Origin of the sequence: Immundisolibacter sp. (assembly GCF_050250495.1) — a bacterium.
Taxonomy (GTDB): domain Bacteria; phylum Pseudomonadota; class Gammaproteobacteria; order Immundisolibacterales; family Immundisolibacteraceae; genus Immundisolibacter.
Genome location: NZ_JBFWOM010000001.1, coordinates 185,890 through 204,643, shown reverse-complemented (window position 1 = coordinate 204,643; position 18,754 = coordinate 185,890). Strand labels below are relative to the sequence as shown.

21 protein-coding genes are annotated in these 18,754 nt (G+C 71.3%); 16 read left to right on the top strand and 5 right to left on the bottom strand.

What is annotated here, in order from left to right; translation table 11 throughout:
- Positions 1-3: 3 nt before the first annotated feature.
- A protein-coding gene (gene prfB / locus AB7F93_RS00985) for a peptide chain release factor 2 (protein WP_428301004.1) occupies positions 4-1,102 on the bottom strand; the annotation gives its coding sequence in 2 pieces (ribosomal slippage) (positions 4-1,026 and positions 1,028-1,102; 1,098 coding nt in all).
- A 136-nt stretch (positions 1,103-1,238) separates the two neighbouring features.
- Between prfB and AB7F93_RS00980 the strand changes: the two genes are divergently transcribed.
- The 3 genes from AB7F93_RS00980 (at position 1,239) to AB7F93_RS00970 (ending at position 3,451) form a co-directional block, all read left to right on the top strand.
- The gene (locus AB7F93_RS00980; protein ID WP_428301003.1) at positions 1,239-2,108 is read left to right on the top strand and encodes an alpha/beta fold hydrolase; all 870 of its coding nucleotides are present in this window, start codon (positions 1,239-1,241) and stop codon (positions 2,106-2,108) included.
- A gap of 72 nt (positions 2,109-2,180) precedes the next feature.
- Complete coding sequence (locus tag AB7F93_RS00975) at positions 2,181-2,669, top strand: GFA family protein (RefSeq protein WP_428301002.1); 489 nt, start codon at positions 2,181-2,183, stop codon at positions 2,667-2,669.
- A 5-nt stretch (positions 2,670-2,674) separates the two neighbouring features.
- Positions 2,675-3,451: an enoyl-CoA hydratase/isomerase family protein gene (locus AB7F93_RS00970; protein WP_428301001.1), complete on the top strand. Its 777-nt coding sequence runs from the start codon at positions 2,675-2,677 to the stop codon at positions 3,449-3,451.
- A 28-nt stretch (positions 3,452-3,479) separates the two neighbouring features.
- Here AB7F93_RS00970 and AB7F93_RS00965 read toward each other — a convergent pair whose 3' ends face one another.
- Positions 3,480-4,478 (bottom strand): TauD/TfdA family dioxygenase, encoded by a 999-nt coding sequence (locus tag AB7F93_RS00965; RefSeq protein WP_428301000.1) that lies wholly within the window; start codon positions 4,476-4,478, stop codon positions 3,480-3,482.
- A gap of 113 nt (positions 4,479-4,591) precedes the next feature.
- Here AB7F93_RS00965 and AB7F93_RS00960 point away from each other — a divergent pair, with 113 nt between their 5' ends.
- From AB7F93_RS00960 to AB7F93_RS00950, 3 genes are all read left to right on the top strand, one after another.
- Positions 4,592-5,014 (top strand): cupin domain-containing protein, encoded by a 423-nt coding sequence (locus tag AB7F93_RS00960; protein ID WP_428300999.1) that lies wholly within the window; start codon positions 4,592-4,594, stop codon positions 5,012-5,014.
- Between the two features lie 191 nt (positions 5,015-5,205).
- Entirely contained in the window at positions 5,206-6,117 is a 912-nt protein-coding gene (locus tag AB7F93_RS00955; RefSeq protein ID WP_428300998.1) for an NAD(P)-dependent oxidoreductase, read from the top strand.
- 60 nt (positions 6,118-6,177) lie between these two features.
- Complete coding sequence (locus AB7F93_RS00950) at positions 6,178-7,137, top strand: dihydrodipicolinate synthase family protein (RefSeq protein WP_428300997.1); 960 nt, start codon at positions 6,178-6,180, stop codon at positions 7,135-7,137.
- Positions 7,138-7,279: 142 nt separating this feature from the next.
- Here the strand turns inward: AB7F93_RS00950 and AB7F93_RS00945 are convergent, their stop codons facing one another.
- The 3 genes from AB7F93_RS00945 to AB7F93_RS00935 all read right to left on the bottom strand — a co-directional run bounded on the left by AB7F93_RS00945 (position 7,280) and on the right by AB7F93_RS00935 (position 10,479).
- Positions 7,280-9,112 (bottom strand): M48 family metalloprotease, encoded by a 1,833-nt coding sequence (locus tag AB7F93_RS00945; protein WP_428300996.1) that lies wholly within the window; start codon positions 9,110-9,112, stop codon positions 7,280-7,282.
- 24 nt (positions 9,113-9,136) lie between these two features.
- A complete protein-coding gene (locus AB7F93_RS00940; RefSeq protein WP_428300995.1) occupies positions 9,137-9,727 on the bottom strand; it encodes a LemA family protein in 591 nt (196 codons plus the stop codon).
- Between the two features lie 80 nt (positions 9,728-9,807).
- Positions 9,808-10,479: a class I SAM-dependent methyltransferase gene (locus AB7F93_RS00935; protein WP_428300994.1), complete on the bottom strand. Its 672-nt coding sequence runs from the start codon at positions 10,477-10,479 to the stop codon at positions 9,808-9,810.
- A gap of 127 nt (positions 10,480-10,606) precedes the next feature.
- Here AB7F93_RS00935 and AB7F93_RS00930 point away from each other — a divergent pair, with 127 nt between their 5' ends.
- The 10 genes from AB7F93_RS00930 to AB7F93_RS00885 are packed head-to-tail and all read left to right on the top strand — an operon-like array spanning position 10,607 to position 18,697.
- Entirely contained in the window at positions 10,607-11,272 is a 666-nt protein-coding gene (locus AB7F93_RS00930) for a thermostable hemolysin (RefSeq protein WP_428300993.1), read from the top strand.
- 20 nt (positions 11,273-11,292) lie between these two features.
- Positions 11,293-12,771: an AMP-binding protein gene (locus AB7F93_RS00925; protein ID WP_428301190.1), complete on the top strand. Its 1,479-nt coding sequence runs from the start codon at positions 11,293-11,295 to the stop codon at positions 12,769-12,771.
- Positions 12,768-13,430: a TenA family transcriptional regulator gene (locus AB7F93_RS00920; RefSeq protein WP_428300992.1), complete on the top strand. Its 663-nt coding sequence runs from the start codon at positions 12,768-12,770 to the stop codon at positions 13,428-13,430. Before AB7F93_RS00925 ends, AB7F93_RS00920 begins: the two co-directional genes overlap by 4 nt.
- Complete coding sequence (locus AB7F93_RS00915; RefSeq protein ID WP_428300991.1) at positions 13,421-14,209, top strand: SDR family oxidoreductase; 789 nt, start codon at positions 13,421-13,423, stop codon at positions 14,207-14,209. The genes AB7F93_RS00920 and AB7F93_RS00915 overlap by 10 nt, the downstream gene beginning before the upstream one ends.
- A gap of 18 nt (positions 14,210-14,227) precedes the next feature.
- The gene (locus AB7F93_RS00910; protein ID WP_428300990.1) at positions 14,228-14,869 is read left to right on the top strand and encodes a tetratricopeptide repeat protein; all 642 of its coding nucleotides are present in this window, start codon (positions 14,228-14,230) and stop codon (positions 14,867-14,869) included.
- 26 nt (positions 14,870-14,895) lie between these two features.
- Positions 14,896-15,555, top strand: a complete 660-nt coding sequence (locus tag AB7F93_RS00905) for a response regulator (RefSeq protein ID WP_428300989.1) — start codon at positions 14,896-14,898, stop codon at positions 15,553-15,555.
- Positions 15,552-16,868, top strand: coding sequence for an ATP-binding protein (locus AB7F93_RS00900; RefSeq protein ID WP_428300988.1), 1,317 nt, complete (start codon positions 15,552-15,554; stop codon positions 16,866-16,868). The genes AB7F93_RS00905 and AB7F93_RS00900 overlap by 4 nt, the downstream gene beginning before the upstream one ends.
- Positions 16,865-17,188 (top strand): cupredoxin domain-containing protein, encoded by a 324-nt coding sequence (locus AB7F93_RS00895; protein WP_428300987.1) that lies wholly within the window; start codon positions 16,865-16,867, stop codon positions 17,186-17,188. Before AB7F93_RS00900 ends, AB7F93_RS00895 begins: the two co-directional genes overlap by 4 nt.
- On the top strand, positions 17,185-17,988 hold the full coding sequence (locus AB7F93_RS00890) for an FTR1 family protein (protein WP_428300986.1): 804 nt from the start codon (positions 17,185-17,187) through the stop codon (positions 17,986-17,988). Before AB7F93_RS00895 ends, AB7F93_RS00890 begins: the two co-directional genes overlap by 4 nt.
- Entirely contained in the window at positions 17,981-18,697 is a 717-nt protein-coding gene (locus tag AB7F93_RS00885; RefSeq protein ID WP_428300985.1) for a hypothetical protein, read from the top strand. Before AB7F93_RS00890 ends, AB7F93_RS00885 begins: the two co-directional genes overlap by 8 nt.
- The last annotated feature ends 57 nt before the right edge of the window (positions 18,698-18,754 follow it).

Here is an 18,754-nt window from a genome sequence, read left to right as displayed (position 1 = left end):
GGCTTACAGGCCGCTCTTGAGGCTGGCTTCGATGAAGGGGTCGAGATCACCGTCCAGCACGGCCTGCGTGTTGCCGGTTTCGACGTCGGTGCGCAGGTCCTTGATGCGCGACTGGTCCAGCACGTAGGACCGAATCTGGTGGCCCCAGGAGATGTCGGACTTGGCTTCTTCCGCGGCCTGCGCCTCGGCGCGGCGGGCGTTCAGCTCCCGCTCGTACAGCTTGGCGCGCAGCTGCGACATGGCGGTGGCGCGGTTCTTGTGCTGCGAGCGGTCCGCCTGGCAGGCCACCACGATGCCGGTCGGCACGTGCGTGATGCGGATGGCGGACTCGGTGCGGTTGACGTGCTGGCCGCCGGCGCCGGACGCGCGGTAGGTGTCCACCCGCAGATCAGCCGGGTTGATGTCGACGTCGATGTTCTCGTCGACCTCCGGGTACACGTACACGGACGCGAACGAGGTGTGCCGGCGGTTGCCGGAATCGAACGGGGACTTGCGCACGAGACGATGCACGCCGGTTTCCGTGCGCAGGTACCCGTAGGCGTACGGCCCGCGCACGTGCACGGTGGCGGACTTGATGCCGGCGACTTCGCCGTCGGATTCTTCGGTGATTTCCACCTCGAAGCCCTTGCGCTCACACCAGCGCAGGTACATGCGCAGCAGCATGGCGGCCCAGTCCTGAGCCTCGGTGCCGCCGGAGCCGGCCTGCACATCGATATAGGCGTTGTTGGCGTCGGCCTCGCCGGCGAACATGCGCTGGAATTCGAGCCGCTGCACGTGCGCTTCAAGACCCGCCACGTCTTTGGCGAGCGAGTCCACGGCCGATTCGTCGTCTTCCAGCTCGATCAGCTCGGCCAGTTCCAGGCTGTCCGCGATGCCCTGGGTGAGCGTACGCAGGCCGCCGACGACTTCTTCAAGCCGCGCGCGCTCGCGGTTCAGCTCCTGCGCGCGCTCGGGGTTGTCCCAGGCCTTCGGGTCTTCGAGTTCCCGCAGGACTTCGGTCAGGCGGTCGGCCTTGGTATCGAGGTCAAAGATACCCCCGTAGCGCGTCGACCCGCGCGGCAAGGTCTTTCAGGGCGTGGCGTTGCGGGTTGATGTCGATCATGGCGGGGCAGGCTTCCGAAGGCGCGTGAAACGGCCGCGAATGGTATCGCGCCGGCCCCTTTCCGGCGCAGGCGCACGCGGCGGCGCTGCTACCATCCGCCGGCCCGCATCCCAATAAATCAGCCCGGAGGAGACCCATGCCCACCGCCCACCTGAACGGCATCGACATCCATTACGACGAGACCGGCGATGGGCCGGAAACGCTGGTGATGGTGCACAACGTCATCGCCAACATGAGCGCCTACGACGACAACGCGCCGGCGTTCGGCAAGCACTACCGCACCATCCGCTTCGACCTGCGCGGTCACGGCCGCTCGTCGAAGGTGGACACGCAGGCCGAGGCGCCGGCCTTCTACACCTACGAGAACACGGCGGCGGACCTGGCGGCGCTGCTCGACCACCTGGGCGTCGAGCGCTGCCACGTGCTGGGGCAGGCCTACTGGGGCGTGAGCACGGCCAGCACCTTCATGGCGAAGCACCCCGAGCGCGTGCAGAGCCTGACCGCGGTGAGCTGCGACCTGCTGGCCACCCCCGAGGGCGCGGGTCTGTTCGACAGCATGACGCCGCAGATGCGTGCCGGTTTCGAGCGCCTGCACGACGTGGCGCGCCGCGAGGGCATGCTGGCGGTATTCGAGGCGCGCAAGGAAACGCGCACCTTCTGGGGCGAGCGCCTGATGGCGAGCCCGGCCATCCTGGAGCGCTTCCGGCAGATGTACGCCGACACCTCGCCGCTGACGTTCCTGAACTTCCCGCTGATGCGCCCGGCGGCCAAGCAGGCGATCACCGACACGCTGGCGCGCCACCGGATCCCCACCTTCGTGCTGATGGGCGTGCAGGACCCGCACCCCCAGGAAATGATCGCCCACTGGAAGGCCGACTACCCCGACTGCCACGCCATGCTGCTGCCGGACTGTGGTCACTACGTGGCGATCGAGAACCCGGCCGACTTCAACCGCGCGGTGCTGAACTTTCTGGCCGGGGTGCGCACGTACGGCGCGGCGTTCTGACCGACGTGCAGGGCGGGCGGTTCGCGCGCGGCGCTACCATGTGGCCGTGCCCAACCCGCCCGGAGGCCGGCCATGTTGCTCGAAGGATCCTGCCACTGTGGCGCCGTGCGCTTTGCCGTGCAAAGCCACGCGCCCTATCCGTACATGCACTGCTACTGCTCCATCTGCCGCAAGACGCAGGGCGGCGGCGGCTTCGCCATCAACCTGCACGCCGAGGCGGACAGTCTCGAAGTGCATGGCCGCGAGCACACGGGCGTGTACCGCGCCTTCATGGATCACCCGGCGCGCACCGAGCGCAGCCCCGGCGAGCGGCATTTCTGCCGCGAGTGCGGCAGCGCGCTGTGGGTGTGGGATCCGCGCTGGCCGGAGCTGCTGCATCCGTTCGCGTCCTGCATCGACACGCCGCTGCCGGCGCCGCCGGAGCGCTGCCACATCATGCTGGACAGCAAACCGGCCTGGGTGCCGGTGCCCGCCGAGACCGCCGCCGACCGCCATTTCCCCGAGTACCCCGACGAGGCGCTGATCGACTGGCATCGCCGTCACGGTCTCGTCACCGATTGAGCCCCATGCATTTCGCGAACCTGCTGTACGAAACCCGCGGCCCGCTGGCGCTGATCACCATCAACCGGCCGGACAAGCTCAACGCCATCTCACTGGCCACGGTGGACGACCTGCACGCCGCCATCGCGGCGGCCACAAGCGACCCCGCGGTGCGCGTGCTGGCGATAACGGGTTCCGGTGACAAGGCGTTTGCGGCAGGATCGGATCTGTCCGAAGTCGCGCAGCGCGACCTCAACGCCGCGCTCGAACCGATCGTGCAGGGCGTGGCAGAGCGTCTGGAGCGTTGCCCGAAGCCGACCATCGCTGCCATCAACGGCATCTGCTTTGGCGGCGGGCTCGAGGTTGCGCTCGGCTGCGACCTGCGCGTCGCCGGCCGGCGCGCGCGCTTTGGGACGCCCGAGGGCAAGCTCGGCATCATCCCGGGCGGCGGCGCCACGCAGCGGTTGCCGCGTCTGGTCGGCCGCGCCTGGGCGCTCGACATGCTGCTGACGGGTGAGCCGATCGACGCCGAGCGCGCGCTGCACATCGGGCTTGTCACGCGTCTCGTCGACGACGCGGACCTGCTGCCCACAGTGCAGCGCCTCGCCGAGCACCTGGCGAGCTTCGCGCCGCTGGTGCCGCGTTACATGAAGGCGATGGTGCACAGCGGGATGGAGGGCAGCCTCGCCGCCGGGCTTGCAATGGAAAAGTTTGCGCAAGCCGGCCTGTGCGAGACCGCGGACAAGAAGGAAGGTCTCGCGGCGTTTCTGGAAAAGCGCCCGCCGACCTGGCAGGGGCGCTGATCCGTCGTATCGATCGGACAGACTCTCGTCAGGCTTCGGCCTTGGCAATGCCGCCGCCGGCGCGGTCGGTGCTGCGCAGCATCTGCACTTCGGGCGGGCGCTTTGGCCACGCCGGCATCATCACCCACATGCGCAGCAGGTGGCGTTTGCGCTCCGGTTCCGGCCAGTCGGCGTAATCCGAGCGCGCGTGCAGGATCACCCGGTTGTTGATGAACTGCACCGTCGCCGGGTCGATCAGCATGTCGATCTTCATGTCCGGCCGGTCGGCGACCGCCTGCAGCAGGTCGATCGCTTCGCGCTCGATGGCCGGCAGCGCGTCGCGCGGCTCCCCGTTCGGGCCACGGATCGCCGCCGGCAGGAAAAAGCAGTCCGGCTCGCCGGCCACGAAGTTGAACACCGGGATGCGGTGCTCCGTGATCGGCAGGCCGCCCTTGATGACCGTCTCGCTGCCGTAATGAAAGCCGCGGTACAGCACCGGCAGCAGGTCCGGCCGCTCGGCCAGGATCACGTTGTGCACGGCGAACGAGCTCATCAGCGGCGTGGCGCCGCCGTGCATGGCGGGCGTGAGGCACATGAGGCCGGTCACGTCCACCGGGTCCATGTGCACCTCGATCGGCCCGCCGATGCCGTAGTAGCGGCCGACTTCGCCGCGGTCCTGCACGTGGCCCAGGCGGTCGCCGCGCTGGCTTTGCGACACGCCGATGCCCAGATGCGTGCCGAGCCCCCACAGGATGATGCCGAGCTCGTCGTCGCTGTAGCGCGCGCGGTCGATGCCCTGCAGGCGCACGAAGCCGCGGCCTGAGTGCAGTATCTCGGCCATGGTGGCGAGGTCGCCCGCCAGCGCCGGCAGGTCGAACTCGGCCGGCGTGATTTCGTCGAGGCCAAGCCCGGCCTCGCGCGCGTGGCGCACGGCGCGGTCGATGTCCGCGAGCGCCTGTGCGGACAGCGTGTAGACCCAGTCGGCGGGATTACGGTAGTCGGTACCCCGCCACACGCAGGGCCCGTGGACGGCTTGCGGCTGTTGCATGGCATCTCCCCCTTGTTCGGTGCCGTGGTCGCGCCGATCATAGTCCGCCTAACGACCGACCGGCCAGCGGCCGCAGCGGCCCAGACAGACTCACCCGCAGCAGGAGACCCGCCATGAAACCGATGCCCGGCATGCTGACGCCCGACACGCTCCCGTCCGGCACGCTCGACCCGAAGCAGTTCGCCAAGTATTCGGCCGAGAAGGAAAACGTGGTGCCGGTGTACGCCGACGGCGAGGATCTGGGCATCGTGTCCTGGAATCTCATGCCCGGCCAGGCCAACGAGTCGCACTCGCACCCCTACGCGGCGCACTGCTTTGTGGTGGTGGAGGGCGAAGGGCATTACCTGAAGGGCCAGCCCGGCACGGCGGACTACGCCGAGTTCCCGATCAAGGCCGGCGAGACGGTGGTGATTCCGCGCAACCAGGTGCACGGCATCCGTAATACCGGCAAGACGCCGCTGTCGTACTTCGCCATCACCACCACGGCGGGCGGCGAGTACGCGCGCGTGGTGGATGGCGTGGTGCACAAGTACTGAGGCCGGCGGCGCGCGTGCTCTAGCCCTCTCCCGGCCTTCGGCCACCCTCTCCCGCCTGCGGGAGAGGGGGAGAATCGGTGGTGCCGGCACGAGGTGATCTTTCCCCTCTCCCGCGGGCGGGAGAGGGGCAGGGGAGAGGGCACTGACCCGAGCCGACCATCTTCACCAACGATAACTAGGAGAAACCCGCGATGAGCCAACACCTCGGTGTCATCGGTCTCGGCAGCCTCGGCGCCAACATGGCACGCCTGCTGGCCGAGGACGGCTACACAGTGCACGCCTACGATCTCGACCCCGCCCGCACCGCGGCGGCGGCCGAACAGGCAGGCGTTACTGGCCACAACTCGGCCCGCGCGGTGGCCGAAAAGTGCGATCTCATACTGCTGTCGCTGCCGCAGTCGGAGGCTGTTGCCGTGGCGTGTCTGGAACCCGGCGGCCTCATCGAGGGCGCCCGGCGCAGTCTGCTGGTGGTCGACACGACGTCCGGTTACCCCGAGCGCACCAAGGAAATCGCCGCCCAACTCGCCGAAGCCGGCGTGCGCTACGTCGATGCCGCCATTACCGGCGAGGAAGGCGGCGCCAAGGCGTTGCCCAAGCGCGCGCTGACGTTCTGCGTCGGTGGCAGCGACGCGGACGTGGCCGAGGCGCGGCCGATCCTGGAACGCATGGCGCGCTTCGTGTTTCACGTCGGGCCGCTCGGCGCCGGGCAGATCGTGAAGATGGTCAACAACATGGTCGGTTCGGCGGCCGGCGTGGCGGCCATCGAGGGCCTGCTGATCGCCGCCAAGCACGGCATCGACGTGAAGATGGCGGCGCAGGTGCTGGACAAGGGCACCGGCATGAACTTCTTCTGCCGCCACCCGGACTTCGCGCTGACTCCGGGCGTGGTCGGCGGGTTTCAGCTCGGCCTGATGACCAAGGACCTGCGGCACATGTCGGAGTTCGCGCGCCGCTCGGACGTGCCGGCTGTCGTCACGGACCACGTGTTCCACCTGTTCGAACTGTTCGTGCGCGACCAGGGCTACGGCGCCGACGTGCTGCGGCAGGTGGACGTGATGCAGAAATGGGCCGGCGTGAAGCTGGACGGCACGCTGCTCGACTGAAGGGACAAAGATTCGCGGCGGGGGCGCCGCTCCCACAGCCCATTCTAGGAGGACCGAACCATGCTGAGCGTCACCGACATCAAGGGCCTGTACGCCATCACGCCGACGCCGTCGAAAACCGGCGCCGAGCGCTGGGACGCCACCGACACGGTGGACCTCGACGAACTGGCCCGCCTCACCGAAGCGCTGGTGCAAAGCGGCGTCGACGGCATGGTGGCGATGGGCACCACCGGCGAGTGCGCCACGCTGACCAACACCGAGTGGGAACAGGCCGCGGCGTGCGTGATCGAGACGGTGCGCCGGCGCGTGCCGCTGTTCGTCGGCACCACGGCGCTCGGCACGCACGAGATCGTGCGCCGCAATCGCTTCATCCAGGACTTGGGCGCCGACGGCACCATGCTCGGCCTGCCCATGTGGCAGCCGTGCACGCTCGACATGGCGGTGCAGTTCTACGCCGACATGTCGGCGGCCTTCCCACAGCTCGCCATCATGGCCTACGACAACCCGGGCGCGTTCCGCTTCGCCTTCCCGCCGCCGTTCTGGGCACAGATCGCGCGCCGCGCACCGACCGTCATCTGCAGCAAGCACGGCCCGGACCCGATGATCAGCGCGCTGATCGGCATGACGCAGGGCAAGATCCGTTTCCTGCCGCACATCGCGGGTGCGTATGCGATGGCGCGCATCGAGCCCGAGCACAACATCGCGTTCTGGGCCACCGAGGCCAGCATGGGGCCGGAACCGGCGCTCGCGCTGCGGGACGCCATCGCCGCCGGCGACTGGGCGCGCGCCAAGGCCATCGACACCGACATCGGCTACACCATGCAGACCTTCTTCCCGCCGGGCGGCATGGCCGAGTTCGCGTCCTACAACATCCAGCTCGAAAAAATTCGCTTCGACGAGGCGGGCTACTGCAAGGCGGGCCCCATCCGCCCGCCGTACCACGTCATTCCCGATTACATCGACCAGGGCGCGCGCGAGTGCGGCCGGCGCTGGAAGGCGCTGCGCGCCAAGTACGGTTGAAGCGGCCCGCCGAAAGGACATTCGGCCCGAGGGCGGGCCTCCCACAGCAATAGCCACCGGAGCAGCAAAGGCCGTGGGAGCGGCGCCCCCGCCGCGAATGGCGCGGATGCGGGCACGCAGACACCCGCCGCGCAGCGGCAGGTCAGGGACTCGCGCCCGCCAACGGCGGCAGCGGGCAATCGAGCGCTGCGCCGATCAGGCGCAGCGTTTCGAGTTCGTCTACCTCCACCACGCCGTCGTGGCCCACCGCCACGGCACCGGCGCCGAGCAGCGCCAGGCGCTGCGCCAGCGGTGCCAGCGCGAGCCGCTGCAGGGCGGCCTCGAAGGCGGCGCGCTCGGCCGCGACCGGTATCGCCGGCAGGTCGAGCTTGCCGCAGGCGGCGGCGTAGGCATCGTCACCACCGCCACCGGCACAGTCGGCCAGCGTGCGCAGCACCTGCCGCAGGTCGGCTTCCGCGGCGCCCGCGCTGCCGCGGCGTGATCCGGCCGGCGCCAGGTGGTGCCGCAGCAGGGCCAGCACCGGCCAGGTGTCCGGCGCATCACCGGCGAGTGTGTGCAGCGCGTGCAGCAGATCGGCCTGCCACGCGGCCGGCTGCGCCTGCAGCACCGGCAGCGCGAGATCGATCAGCGGCAGGCGGGCGCGCGGCCCCAGCCGGCGCGCCGCCTGCCCGTACTGCTGGGCGAACGGCGCCGCCGCACTGCCCAGCCGGCGCTCGAACTCAGCCGCATCCAGGCCCGGCGCCGCCAGCAGGCCACCGAGCAACGCGCCGGCGGCGTCGGCACTGCGCGTCGCCTGCCGCAGCGACGCCGGAATGGCATCGAGCAACGCGGCGGCGTAGCCAAGCCCCGCCACATCCGTGTGGCCCACAAGTCCTGCCAGCGCGTCGGCCGGCACGGCGCGCGGTTCCGCGGCAGGCGCTTGCGCGGGCACCGGTTCTGGAACAGGCGGCGCGGATTGCGGCGCTGACACCGGGCTTCGGGCAAACAGCGGGTAGATGCGGCCGATGCGCACGTCGAGCGGCGGGTGGGTCGCCAGCAGACGGTTCAGCCACGACCGCGACGCGGTGGCGAACAGCATGTGGCTGAAGGCTTCCGCCTGGGCGGTGCGCAGACTGGCGCCGCCGGCTTCCTCGCGGATGCGCCGCAGGGCACCGGCCAGACCCCGCGGGTTGCGCGTGAACTGCACCCCCGCCGCGTCGGCCAGGTGTTCGCGCTGGCGCGACACGGCGGCGCGGATCAGCCGCGCCAGCAGCACGCCGAGATAACCCACCGCCGCCAGCGCGAGCCCCGCCAGCAACTGCGGAGGAAAAACGCGCGCCTGCTCGCCGCGCCGGATGCCCGGCGACACGGCCGAGCGCACCAGCCACATGCCGAGCGCGCCCGGCGCGGTGATGCCGTGCAACAGACCCAGCAGGCGGATGTTGAGCGGCCCGTCACCGTGCAGCAGGTGGCTGAACTCGTGCGCCACCACGCCCTGCAACTGGTCGCGGTCGAGCCGCTCCAGGCAGCCACGCGTCACCGCCACCACCGCATCGCGCGGGCCGTGCCCGGCGGCGAAGGCGTTGACGCCGGGCTCGTCGTCCATCACGTAGATGCGCGGCATGGCAAGGCCGCTCGCCACGGCCATTTCTTCTGCCACGTTCAGCAGGCGTCGCCGCGCCGGGTCGGTCGTGTCGGGCGGCACCCAGCGTGCACCGGCCAAGCGCGCCACCACGGGCCCGCCCTCGCCGAGCTGCCACATTCGCCGCAACGTGCCGGCGCCGATCAGTGCCAGCGTGGCGGCGCTGGTCCAGCCGTAAACGGCCGGCGGCACGTCGGCGAGGCGCTGATAGTCGTAGCGGATGTCGCCAAGCACGAGCAGCCAGCCGACCAGCGCGTTGATGGCCAGCACCAGTGCCAGCACCGCCAGCGCGAACAGCACCACCAGCAGGGCGCTGTAACGACGCGCCTGCTGCTGGTAACCGAAAAAATCCATGCGGCGGTCAGGCCGGGCGTTGCCCTAGAAACTGACCTTCGGCAGCGCGCGCACGGCGGAGTCTTCGAGCTCGAAAAAGCCCGCGGGGCGAAAGCCCATGCTGCCCGCCACCAGCGTGTTCGGGAACAGCTCGATGGCCGTGTTGTAGTGCATCACGGCGTCGTTGTAGGCCTGCCGGGCGAAGGCCAGGCGGTTCTCCGTGGACGCGAGTTCCTCAGAAAGCCGCGCCATGGTCGCGTCGGCCTTCAGATCCGGGTACTGCTCGACCACCGCCAGCAGGCGGCCGAGGGCGCCGCCGAGCGTGGCCTCGGCCTGCCCGAGCGCGGCCAGCGCGGCGGCATCGCCAGGCCGGGCGCTTGCCTGCTCGCCGGCGGCGACGGCGGCCGTGCGCGCGGCGATCACCGCCTCCAGCGTGGCGCGCTCGTGCTGCAGGTAGGCGCGGGCGGTTTCGACCAGGTTCGGCACCAGGTCGTGCCGACGCAGGAGCTGGACGTCGATCTGCGCGTAGGCGTTGCGGTAGCGGTTACGCCGCGTGACCAGGTGGTTGTAGATCAGGAAAAACCCGACCAGCACCACAACCACGACGGTCAGCAGAAAACCCAGCAGACGGCCCATTCCCGAAACCTCCCTTGGTCACCGATGGCCCACGGGTCATCGGCCGCGGGCGGCGGGACTGTAGCAGGGCGGTCGCGCCCTCAGACCTTGTCCAGCACGTACATCCGCCACATGGACCAGCCGGGCAGCACGTCGAAGTGCCGGCGCACGCGAAAGCCGGCCTGCGCGAACTCGGCCTCGATGGTGGCGCGCGGCGTCACTAGGCGGTTCACGTCGGTGCGCTGGCGGCGTGCGTCGAGCCGCTGGCGCCGCCGCGCCTGCAGGTTGCCGTCCACCCACAGGCTCACGGTGACGCCGCGCCGCGCCACCCGGTGCAGCTCACCGAGCAGGCGCAGGCGATCCTCCGGCCGGGCGATGTGGTGCAGCAGGCGCATGCACAGGATGTGCTCGACAGCGCCGTCCGGCAGGTCGAGCGCGAAGGCGTCGAGTTCGCCGATCGAGTCGAAGCGGGTCAGCAGCGCGGGATCGGCGTGCGCGCGGGCGGTTTCCAGCATGCCCGCGCTGCGATCGCCGGCCCGCAGGCGGCGCGTCGGATGCTCCGCCAGCATCGGCCAGAAGCGGCCGGCCCCGCACGGCATGTCGAGCACCGACTCCGGATCACCCGCCAGGCGCAGCGCGCGGCGCGCCAGCGCGATCTCGCGCCAGGTGGTCAGGCGCCGGCGCAGGCCGGAGCGATGCTTTTCCTCGTAGGCACGGGCGTGGTCGAGGTCGTACTTGTCGGAAAACGGCAGCTTCGGCGGCGGCGAAGACACGGCGTGGGGTGCTCCCGGGGCGGGTGAGGGTGGCGGAATGCTACGCCGGCAGGCGTTAAGACACCCTTAAGCCAAAGGCTCTAGGGTGGCCACCGTGTCATCAGCAGTCCCGCCAGCGCATCCGCCCATGCAAGCCTGCAGCAAACTTCCCGTCATCCAGGCACCGGTCGCCGCGTTCGACGTGCGCCTGTACCGCGACGAGCCGGCGCGCGCCGGCATCGAGGCGTACATCGCCCGCCGCTACGCGCGTTGCCACGGCGCGCATGTCGATGCTTTCCCGCCGTACCTGATGACGGCCGAGCGCGCTGGCGGCTATGCCGCCGCCCTGGGCCTGCGCCCGGCCGGGCCGGCGCCGCTGTTCCTCGAGCAATACCTCGACGCGCCGGTCGAGACGACAGTGGCGGCGGGTCTGCGTCAGCCGGTCGAACGGGCGCAGGTGGTCGAGATCGGCAGCCTGGCGGCCACCAGCCGCTGCGGCGGCCACCTGCTGATCACGCTGCTGATCGAGGCGCTGCGCGGCGCCGGCTTTCGCTGGCTGGTGTTCACCGCCACGCGCCCGGTGCGGGCGCTGGTGCAGGGGCTCGGATTTCCGCTCGAAAACCTGGCCCCCGCTGACCCGTCTCGCCTCGGCGCAGGCCGCGCCACCTGGGGTCGTTACTACGAGGCCGAGCCGCAGGTGATGGCGGGCGATCTGGCCGCTGGCGTCGCGCACATTCGCGCCGACGCGGGTTTGCTGGCGCTGACGCGGGCTCACGCGTCGGCGCTCGGCCGGCTCCAGCAGGCGCTGCCGTGACCGCCGCCGCGACGCTCGCGGTGTGGCACGCGCTCGATGCGCGCGCGCGCCGCGGTGAGGCGGCTTCGGTGCTGATCGGTGCCCGCCACGCCCTCGATGCCGGCGCGCTCGCGGCGGCTGCCGAGCACACCGCCCACACGCTGCGCCGCGCCGGGGTGCGGTGTCTCGCGCTGCGCGCGGACAACGGCCCGGCCTGGGTGGTGATCGACCTCGCTTGCCAGTTGGCGGATGTGTGCCTGGTGCCGTTGCCGCAGTACTTTTCGCCGCAGCAAACGGCGCACGCCCTGCAGGCGGCCGGCTGCGATGCGCTCGCCGCACCTGGCCCCCGCTGGCCCGGCAGCCCGCTCGACGCCGCCGCGCGCAGCGCCGGCACGCTGGCCGGGCTGCCGTTCTGGCGCCTGCCGGCAGCGGCGGTCGACATGCCCACCGGCACGGCCAAGATCACCTTCACGTCGGGCTCCACCGGCACGCCCAAGGGCGCGTGCCTGAGTGCCGGTCACCCGCAGCGCGTGGCCCGCTCGCTGGCGCAGGTGCTGGACCTGCCGGGCGTGCGCCATCTGTGCCTGTTGCCACTCGCCACGCTGTTGGAGAACGTGGGCGGCGTGTACACGCCGCTGCTGTCGCAGGGCAGCGTGCTGCTGCCGCCGCTGGCCGAGGTGGGCCTGCACGGCAGCAGCGGGCTCGACCTTGCGCGCCTCACGGGCGCCATCGACCACCACCAGCCGCACAGCCTGATCCTGGTGCCGGCCCTGCTGCAGGCGCTGGTGGCGGCGATCGGCCGTGGCTGGCGCCCGCCGCGCACGCTGCGCTACGTGGCCGTCGGCGGCGCACGCGTGGCACCGGCGCTGATCGCCGCCGCCCGCGGCGGCGGGCTGCCGGTATACGAGGGTTACGGGCTGTCCGAGTGCGCGTCCGTGGTGAGCCTGAACACACCGGCCGACGACCGGCCGGGCAGCGCCGGGCGACCGCTGCCGCACCTGACGGTGACAGTCGAGGACGGCGAGCTCACGGTCACCGGCAGCGGCTTTCTGGGCTACCTCGGCGCGCCGCAGGACTGGCATCCCGCCCGCATCCGCACCGGCGATCTCGGCCACCTGGACGCGGACGGTTATCTCAGCGTGCAGGGTCGACGGGACAACCTGATCGTGACCGCCTACGGGCGCAACGTGAGCCCGGAATGGGTGGAGGCGGAGCTGCTCGCAGGACCACTGCTGCACGAGGCCGTCGTGTTCGGCAGCGGGCAACCGTTCTGCGTGGCGCTGCTGGGCGCGCCGCCCGCAAGTGACGACGCGGCCATCGACACCTGGGTACGTCGCGCCAACGCGAGCCTGCCCGATTACGCCCGCATCGGCGCCTGGGCGCGCCTGCCGACACCGCTCGCGGCGACGCCCGGCCTGCTCACCGGCAACGGCCGCCCGCGCCGCGCTGCGATTGCAGCGCACTACTCCGACACGATCTTGGCGCTGTACCCGACCACCGAGGAGTCCTGCCCCGCATGAGCTTCCATCAGCACCTGCAAGCTGCCACCGCGGACGCGCGCGCCGGCCTGCTGGCGGCACCCATCCTGCAGCGCGCGCCGCGGGGGGACATCCGCCTGGCCAACTACACGGCCTTCCTCACGCAGGCCTACCACCACGTGAAACACACGGTGCCGCTGCTGATGGCGGTCGGCGCGCGCCTGCCGGACGACAAGGCCTGGCTGCGCACGGCGGTGGTCGAGTACATCGCCGAGGAGGCCGGCCACGAGGAATGGGTGCTGGACGACCTTGAAGCCTGCGGCGTGGCGCGTGGCGACGCGCGTCGCAGCACGCCCGCGCCGGCCACGGAACTGATGGTGGCCTACGCCTACGACACCGTGCAGCGGGTAAACCCGCTCGGCTTCTTCGGCATGGTGCAGGTGCTGGAAGGCACCAGCGTGGCCATCGCCAGCACCGCCGCGGCCGGCATTCAGCAGGCGCTTGACCTGCCGGATGCGGCCTTCAGCTACCTGCGCTCGCACGGCGCGCTGGACCAGGAGCACCTCGGCCTGTTCGCCGGCCTCATGGACCGCATCAGCGCGCCGGCCGAGCAGGCCGTCATCGTGCACGCGGCGCGCATGTTCTACCGCCTGTACGGCGACATCTTCCGCAGCCTGGACGGAGCAAGCCCATGCTGCTGACCGGCAGGACCGCCGTGCTGACCGGCGCCAGCGGCGGCATCGGCGCGGCCATGGCGCAGGCGCTCAGCGACGCCGGCGTGCGCCTGCTGTTGGTGGGCCGCCGCGCGCCGGCGTTGCAGGCCCTTGTCGCGCAGCTTGGCGCGCAGCACCAGGCGCTGGTGGCGGACGTGACCACTGACGAGGGCCGGGCCGCCGTGCAGCATGCCTGCGCGGCGCTGCCGCAGGGTCTCGACCTGCTCATCAACAACGCGGGCATCAGCGAATTCGGCGCCTTCGACACGCAGCCGCAGGCGCTGGTCGAGGAGCAGATCACCACCAACCTGCTGGCGCCCATGCTGCTGACGCAGGCGCTGTTGCCGGCGCTGCGTCGCGCGCCGCGCGGGCTGATCGTGAACGTCGGCTCCGCGCTCGGCAGTCTGGGCTACCCGGGCTACGCGGCGTACGCGGCAAGCAAGTTCGGCCTGCGCGGCTTCAGCGAGGCGCTGCGCCGGGAACTCGCGGATAGCGCGGTCGGCGTGCTGTATCTGGCGCCCCGCGCCACCGCCACGGCCATCAACAGCGAGCGCGTGATGGCGCTCAACAGCGCGCTTGGCAACGCCACCGACGCACCGGAGGTGGTGGCGCAGGCGCTGCTGCGGCAACTGCGGGAGGAGCGACCGTATCTGGCCGTCGGCCGGCCGGAGCGGCTGTTCGCGCGCCTGAACGTGCTGCTGCCGGGGCTGATCGACCGCGCCATCCGGCGCCAGTTGCCGACCATCCGGCGCTTCCTGTCCGACTGACACCGAGGAGATTCAACCATGTTGCGATTGCGTTTCATGCGGCCACTGGCCGCCGCCTGCCTGCTGCTGCACGTAGCCGGCGCGCGCGCCGACGACCTTGCCACCGCGCTAGCTGATCTTCAGCAGCGCTGGGCGGTGGCCAACTACGAGCTGCGCGACAAGCCGCGCGTGGCGGCGCTCGACGTGCTGACCGAGGACGCCGCAGCCCTGACCCGGCAGTACCCGCAGCGCGCCGAGGCGTGGATCTGGTCCGGCATCATCCGCTCCACGCTGGCGGGCGCGCGCGGCGGCCTTGGCGCGCTCGGCATCGCCAAGGCGGCGCGGCGCGATCTCGAACAGGCCATCGCGCTCGATCCCGCGGCGCTCGACGGCTCGGCCTACACCAGCCTTGGCACGCTGTACCACAAGGTGCCGGGCTGGCCGGTCGGCTTCGGCGACGACGACAAGGCCGAGCAGTTGCTGCGCAAGGCGCTCGAGATCAACCCGACCGGCATTGACGCCAATTACTTCTACGGCGAGTTCGCGCTGGACCAGGGCCACCGGGCCGAGGCGGCGCAGTACCTCACGCGCGCCAGCGCGGCACCGCCGCGACCCGGCCGCGAGCTGGCCGACCGCGGCCGCCAGCAGGAAATCGCCGCCCTGCTGGCCAAGGCAAAATAGGCTTTTCCGCTGCCGGGAACTGCCTGTTGCGCCTGCTGCTGGTCGAAGACGATGCGCCGCTCGCGGCGGCGCTGACGCAGGCGCTGCGCGAGCAGGGCTTTGCCGTGAACCACGTGGCGCAGGGTGCAGATGCGCTGCGCGCGGTGACCGACGACCCGCCGGACCTGCTGGTGCTGGATCTGGGCCTGCCGGATAGGGACGGGCTCGACGTGCTGCGCCAATTGCGCCGGGCCGGCGGCCGCCTGCCGGTGCTGCTGCTGACCGCCCGCGACGCGGTGGCAGACAAGGTGGCGGGGCTCGATCTTGGCGCCGACGACTACCTGCCGAAGCCGTTCGAGATGCCGGAGCTGCTGGCGCGCATCCGCGCGCTCGGCCGGCGCCTCGGCGCGACCCCGAGCAGCCTGGTCGAGATCGGTGACCTGCAACTCGACACCGCCAGCCTGCAGGTGCGCCGCAGCGGTGAGCCGGTGGAGCTGTCGCGGCGCGAATACATGCTGCTGAGCGCGCTCGCCGAGCAGCCCGGCCGCGTGCTGACACGCGCGGCGCTGGAGGGCAAGCTCTACGCCTGGGGTGAGGAAATCGCCAGCAACGCGATCGAGGTGCACATCCACCACCTGCGCCGCAAGCTCGGCGCCGACCGCATCCTCACCGTGCGCGGCGTCGGCTACCGCCTGCGCCCGACGTGAGCTCGCTGCGGTCCTTCCTGCTGGTGGCGGTGCTGTCGGCCATCGTGCTCACCAGCTTCGTGGCGGCGCTTTACGGCTACCGCGCCGGCGTGGACGCGGCCGACGCGCTGTTCGACGCGCAGCTCACCGACAGCGCCGTGCTGCTGTCCGGTCTGCTCGCCGCCGGGCGGCGGACGGACCAGGCGCTCGCCACCGGCGACACGGCGTTTCAGGTATGGGACGCACAGGGGCGGCTCGACCTGCGCTCGGCGGGCACGCCGACCACGCCCATGGCGCCGTTCGAGCCCGGCTTTCGGTTCGCCAACTTCGGCGGCCACCGCTGGCGGGTGCTGGTGCGCCCCGAACCGGCCGCCGGGCACTGGGTGATGCTGGCCGAGCGCGCCGATGCGCGCTTTGCGCTGGCCGACAGCGTGGCGCGGGAATCGCTGCTGGCGGTGCTGGCGGTGCTGCCGGTGACGGCGCTGCTGATCTGGCTGATCGTCGGCCACGGCCTGCGCCGGCTCGACCGCCTGGCGGGCGCGCTGTCCACCAAGGCGGCCGATGATCTTGCGCCGCTCGACACCGCCGACGCCCCGGCGGAACTCGCGATGATCATCAGCGCCGTGAACGGCCTGCTTGAGCGGCTCGACGGGGCGCTCGGCCGCGAGCGGCGCCTCACGGCGGATGCCGCGCACGAGCTGCGCACGCCGATCGCCGCGCTCAAGGTGGACCTGCACAACCTCGGTACCCGTCTGCCGACCGACGATCCGCTGCTGCTGCGCCTCGACGCCGACACCGCGCGCCTGGAGCACCTGATCGCGCAGATTCTGCTGCTGTACCGCATGTCGCCGGAGCAGTACCGCGCGCACCGGGAGCCGCTGGATCTGACCGCGCTCGCCGGCGAGGTGATCGCCGACACCTACGCCCAGTTCGAGGCCAAGGGCCAGGACATCCAGTTGCACGGCGAGTGCCAGCCGCTGTCCGGGGATCGATTCGCGCTGACCACGCTGTTGCAGAACCTGCTCGCCAACGCGAGTCGCTACACGCCGGCCGGTGGGCACATCCGTGTGCAGATCGCCCCGCTGCCGGACGGGGGTGCACGGTTCGAGGTGAGCGATTCCGGGCCCGGCCTGCCGCCGGCCGAGCGCGAGCGGGTGTTCGACCGCTTCTACCGCCTGGTCGGCACGCGTCATCTGGACCCCGCCGGCAGCGGCCTTGGCCTGTCCATCGTGCGCCTGGTGGCGGACCTGCACGGCGCACGGGTCGAGTTCGACGACTCGCCGTTCGGCCACGGCCTCACGGTGCGGGTGCTGTTCCCGGGGCGGCGGGCATGAGGCGCTGCCTGGCCGGGCTGCTGATCGGCCTCTCGGCAGCGTGCGCGCGCGCCGAGGTGCCGCAGTTCGAGCTGCGCATCGAAAACCACCTGTTCCAGCCGGCCGAGCTGACCGTCCCGGCCAACACCAAGGTGCGCCTTGTGGTGCGCAACCTCGACCCGACGCCGGAGGAGTTCGAGAGCTGGGAGCTGAACCGCGAGAAGGTGATTCTTGGCGGGCAGTCGGCGGTCATCTTCGTGGGTCCGCTGCCGCCCGGTGACTATCCGTTCTTTGGCGAATTCAACCCCAGGACGGCCCAGGGCCGGCTGCTCGCGCGATGAACACGCCGCTCATCGAAGCCGTGCTGGTGGTGCTGCGCGAGGTGCTCGAATTCGCGCTGCTGGTCGGCATCCTGCTCGCCGCCGGGGCGCAGGCCGGCGCGCGCGGGCGCTGGCTGCCGGCGGCGCTGCTGGCCGGCCTTGCCGGCGCCTGGGGCTACATGCGCAGCATGGGCGCCATCTCGGCCTGGTTCGACGGGGTGGGTTACGAGCTGGTCAACGCCGGCCTGCAGATCCTGGTCTACGGCCTGCTGCTGGGCGTCATTGGTCTCCTGGCGCGGTACCCGGGGCGCGCGCCGGGCGCCTTCGGGTGGCTGGCCGCAGTCGCCATCGTGAGCGCGATCACCCGCGAGGGCTCGGAAATCCTCCTGTACCTGTCGGCTTTCGAGGGACGGCCGCAGGCCGTGCCGGACCTGCTGCTGGGCGCCGTGCTCGGCGGTGGCGTCGGTTTCAGCGCCGGTGCGCTGCTGTACTACCTGCTGCGCGGCCTGCCGCAGCGGTGGGCCGGGTGGGTGACCATCCTGCTGCTGGCGCTGGTCGGCGCCGGCATGTGGTCGCAGGCGAGCGCCCTGCTGATCCAGGCCGACTGGCTGCCGGCGCACGCCCCGCTGTGGGACAGCTCGGCGGTGCTGCCCGAAAACAGCCTGCCCGGTCAGGTGCTGTATGCGCTGCTGGGTTACGAGGCGACGCCCGGCCCATGGCAGGTGGCACTCACGGCCTTCGCGCTCGGCGCGGCCCTGCTGACGGCAACGGCCGGCACCTGGCTGCGTGTTCACCCCCACGGAGACCGCGATCATGACTGAGTTGCTGCGCCCGTTGCGGGCCCTGGTCGCGGTGGCCCTAGCGCTCGCGAGCGCGTCGACCCGCGCCGACAGCAGCGGCATCGACGCCGTCTACCACCCCTACGTGCAGCCGCTCGAGCGTGACCTCGAAATCCGCCTCACGCACGCCGACGACGGCGGCCCGGTGGACGGCCAGACCTGGCGCATCGGCTACGGCCAGAGCCTCACCGAGCGGCTGTTCGCCGAGGTTTATGTCATCGGCCAGAACCGCCACGGCGGGGACCTGCGGCTGGAAGGCTACGAATTCGAGGCCCTGTGGCAGCTCACCGAGCAAGGCGAGTTCGCCGCCGACTGGGCCGTGCTCGGCGAATTCGAGCGTGCCCGGCACGGCGACAGCCAAAGCGGCAGCGTGATGCTGATCGGCGAGCGGCAATGGGGGCGTCTGATCGGCACCGTCAACGCCGCCGTGGGCTACGAATGGGGCGCCGACGTGGGCGACGAACCCGAGACCCGCCTCACGCTGCAGGGCCGCTACCGCCACTCGCCGCGTCTTGAGCCCGCCGTCGAGTTCTTTGCCGCCGAGAAACTTCTCGCGCTCGGCCCGGCGCTGCTCGGCACCGAGCGTATCGGCCCCGGGCGGCGGCTGCGCTGGGAGCTCGGCCTCGCGGCGGGCCTGGACGCCAACAGTCCCCCTCTGTCGGCGCGCGGGACGCTGGAGTACGAGTTCTGACGGACGGGCAACGAAGCCCGTTCGTTGTTGGTTCGTCGGGGGCAGCCAAGGAGCGTC

Coding starts and splice junctions, on each gene's coding strand:
- AB7F93_RS00980 (WP_428301003.1), top strand. CDS start 1,239: ATGCCCACCGCCCACCTGAACGGCATCGACATCCATTACGACGAGACC.
- AB7F93_RS00975 (WP_428301002.1), top strand. CDS start 2,181: ATGTTGCTCGAAGGATCCTGCCACTGTGGCGCCGTGCGCTTTGCCGTG.
- AB7F93_RS00970 (WP_428301001.1), top strand. CDS start 2,675: ATGCATTTCGCGAACCTGCTGTACGAAACCCGCGGCCCGCTGGCGCTG.
- AB7F93_RS00965 (WP_428301000.1), bottom strand. CDS start 4,478: ATGCAACAGCCGCAAGCCGTCCACGGGCCCTGCGTGTGGCGGGGTACC.
- AB7F93_RS00960 (WP_428300999.1), top strand. CDS start 4,592: ATGAAACCGATGCCCGGCATGCTGACGCCCGACACGCTCCCGTCCGGC.
- AB7F93_RS00955 (WP_428300998.1), top strand. CDS start 5,206: ATGAGCCAACACCTCGGTGTCATCGGTCTCGGCAGCCTCGGCGCCAAC.
- AB7F93_RS00950 (WP_428300997.1), top strand. CDS start 6,178: ATGCTGAGCGTCACCGACATCAAGGGCCTGTACGCCATCACGCCGACG.
- AB7F93_RS00945 (WP_428300996.1), bottom strand. CDS start 9,112: ATGGATTTTTTCGGTTACCAGCAGCAGGCGCGTCGTTACAGCGCCCTG.
- AB7F93_RS00940 (WP_428300995.1), bottom strand. CDS start 9,727: ATGGGCCGTCTGCTGGGTTTTCTGCTGACCGTCGTGGTTGTGGTGCTG.
- AB7F93_RS00930 (WP_428300993.1), top strand. CDS start 10,607: ATGCAAGCCTGCAGCAAACTTCCCGTCATCCAGGCACCGGTCGCCGCG.
- AB7F93_RS00920 (WP_428300992.1), top strand. CDS start 12,768: ATGAGCTTCCATCAGCACCTGCAAGCTGCCACCGCGGACGCGCGCGCC.
- AB7F93_RS00915 (WP_428300991.1), top strand. CDS start 13,421: ATGCTGCTGACCGGCAGGACCGCCGTGCTGACCGGCGCCAGCGGCGGC.
- AB7F93_RS00910 (WP_428300990.1), top strand. CDS start 14,228: ATGTTGCGATTGCGTTTCATGCGGCCACTGGCCGCCGCCTGCCTGCTG.
- AB7F93_RS00895 (WP_428300987.1), top strand. CDS start 16,865: ATGAGGCGCTGCCTGGCCGGGCTGCTGATCGGCCTCTCGGCAGCGTGC.
- AB7F93_RS00890 (WP_428300986.1), top strand. CDS start 17,185: ATGAACACGCCGCTCATCGAAGCCGTGCTGGTGGTGCTGCGCGAGGTG.
- AB7F93_RS00885 (WP_428300985.1), top strand. CDS start 17,981: ATGACTGAGTTGCTGCGCCCGTTGCGGGCCCTGGTCGCGGTGGCCCTA.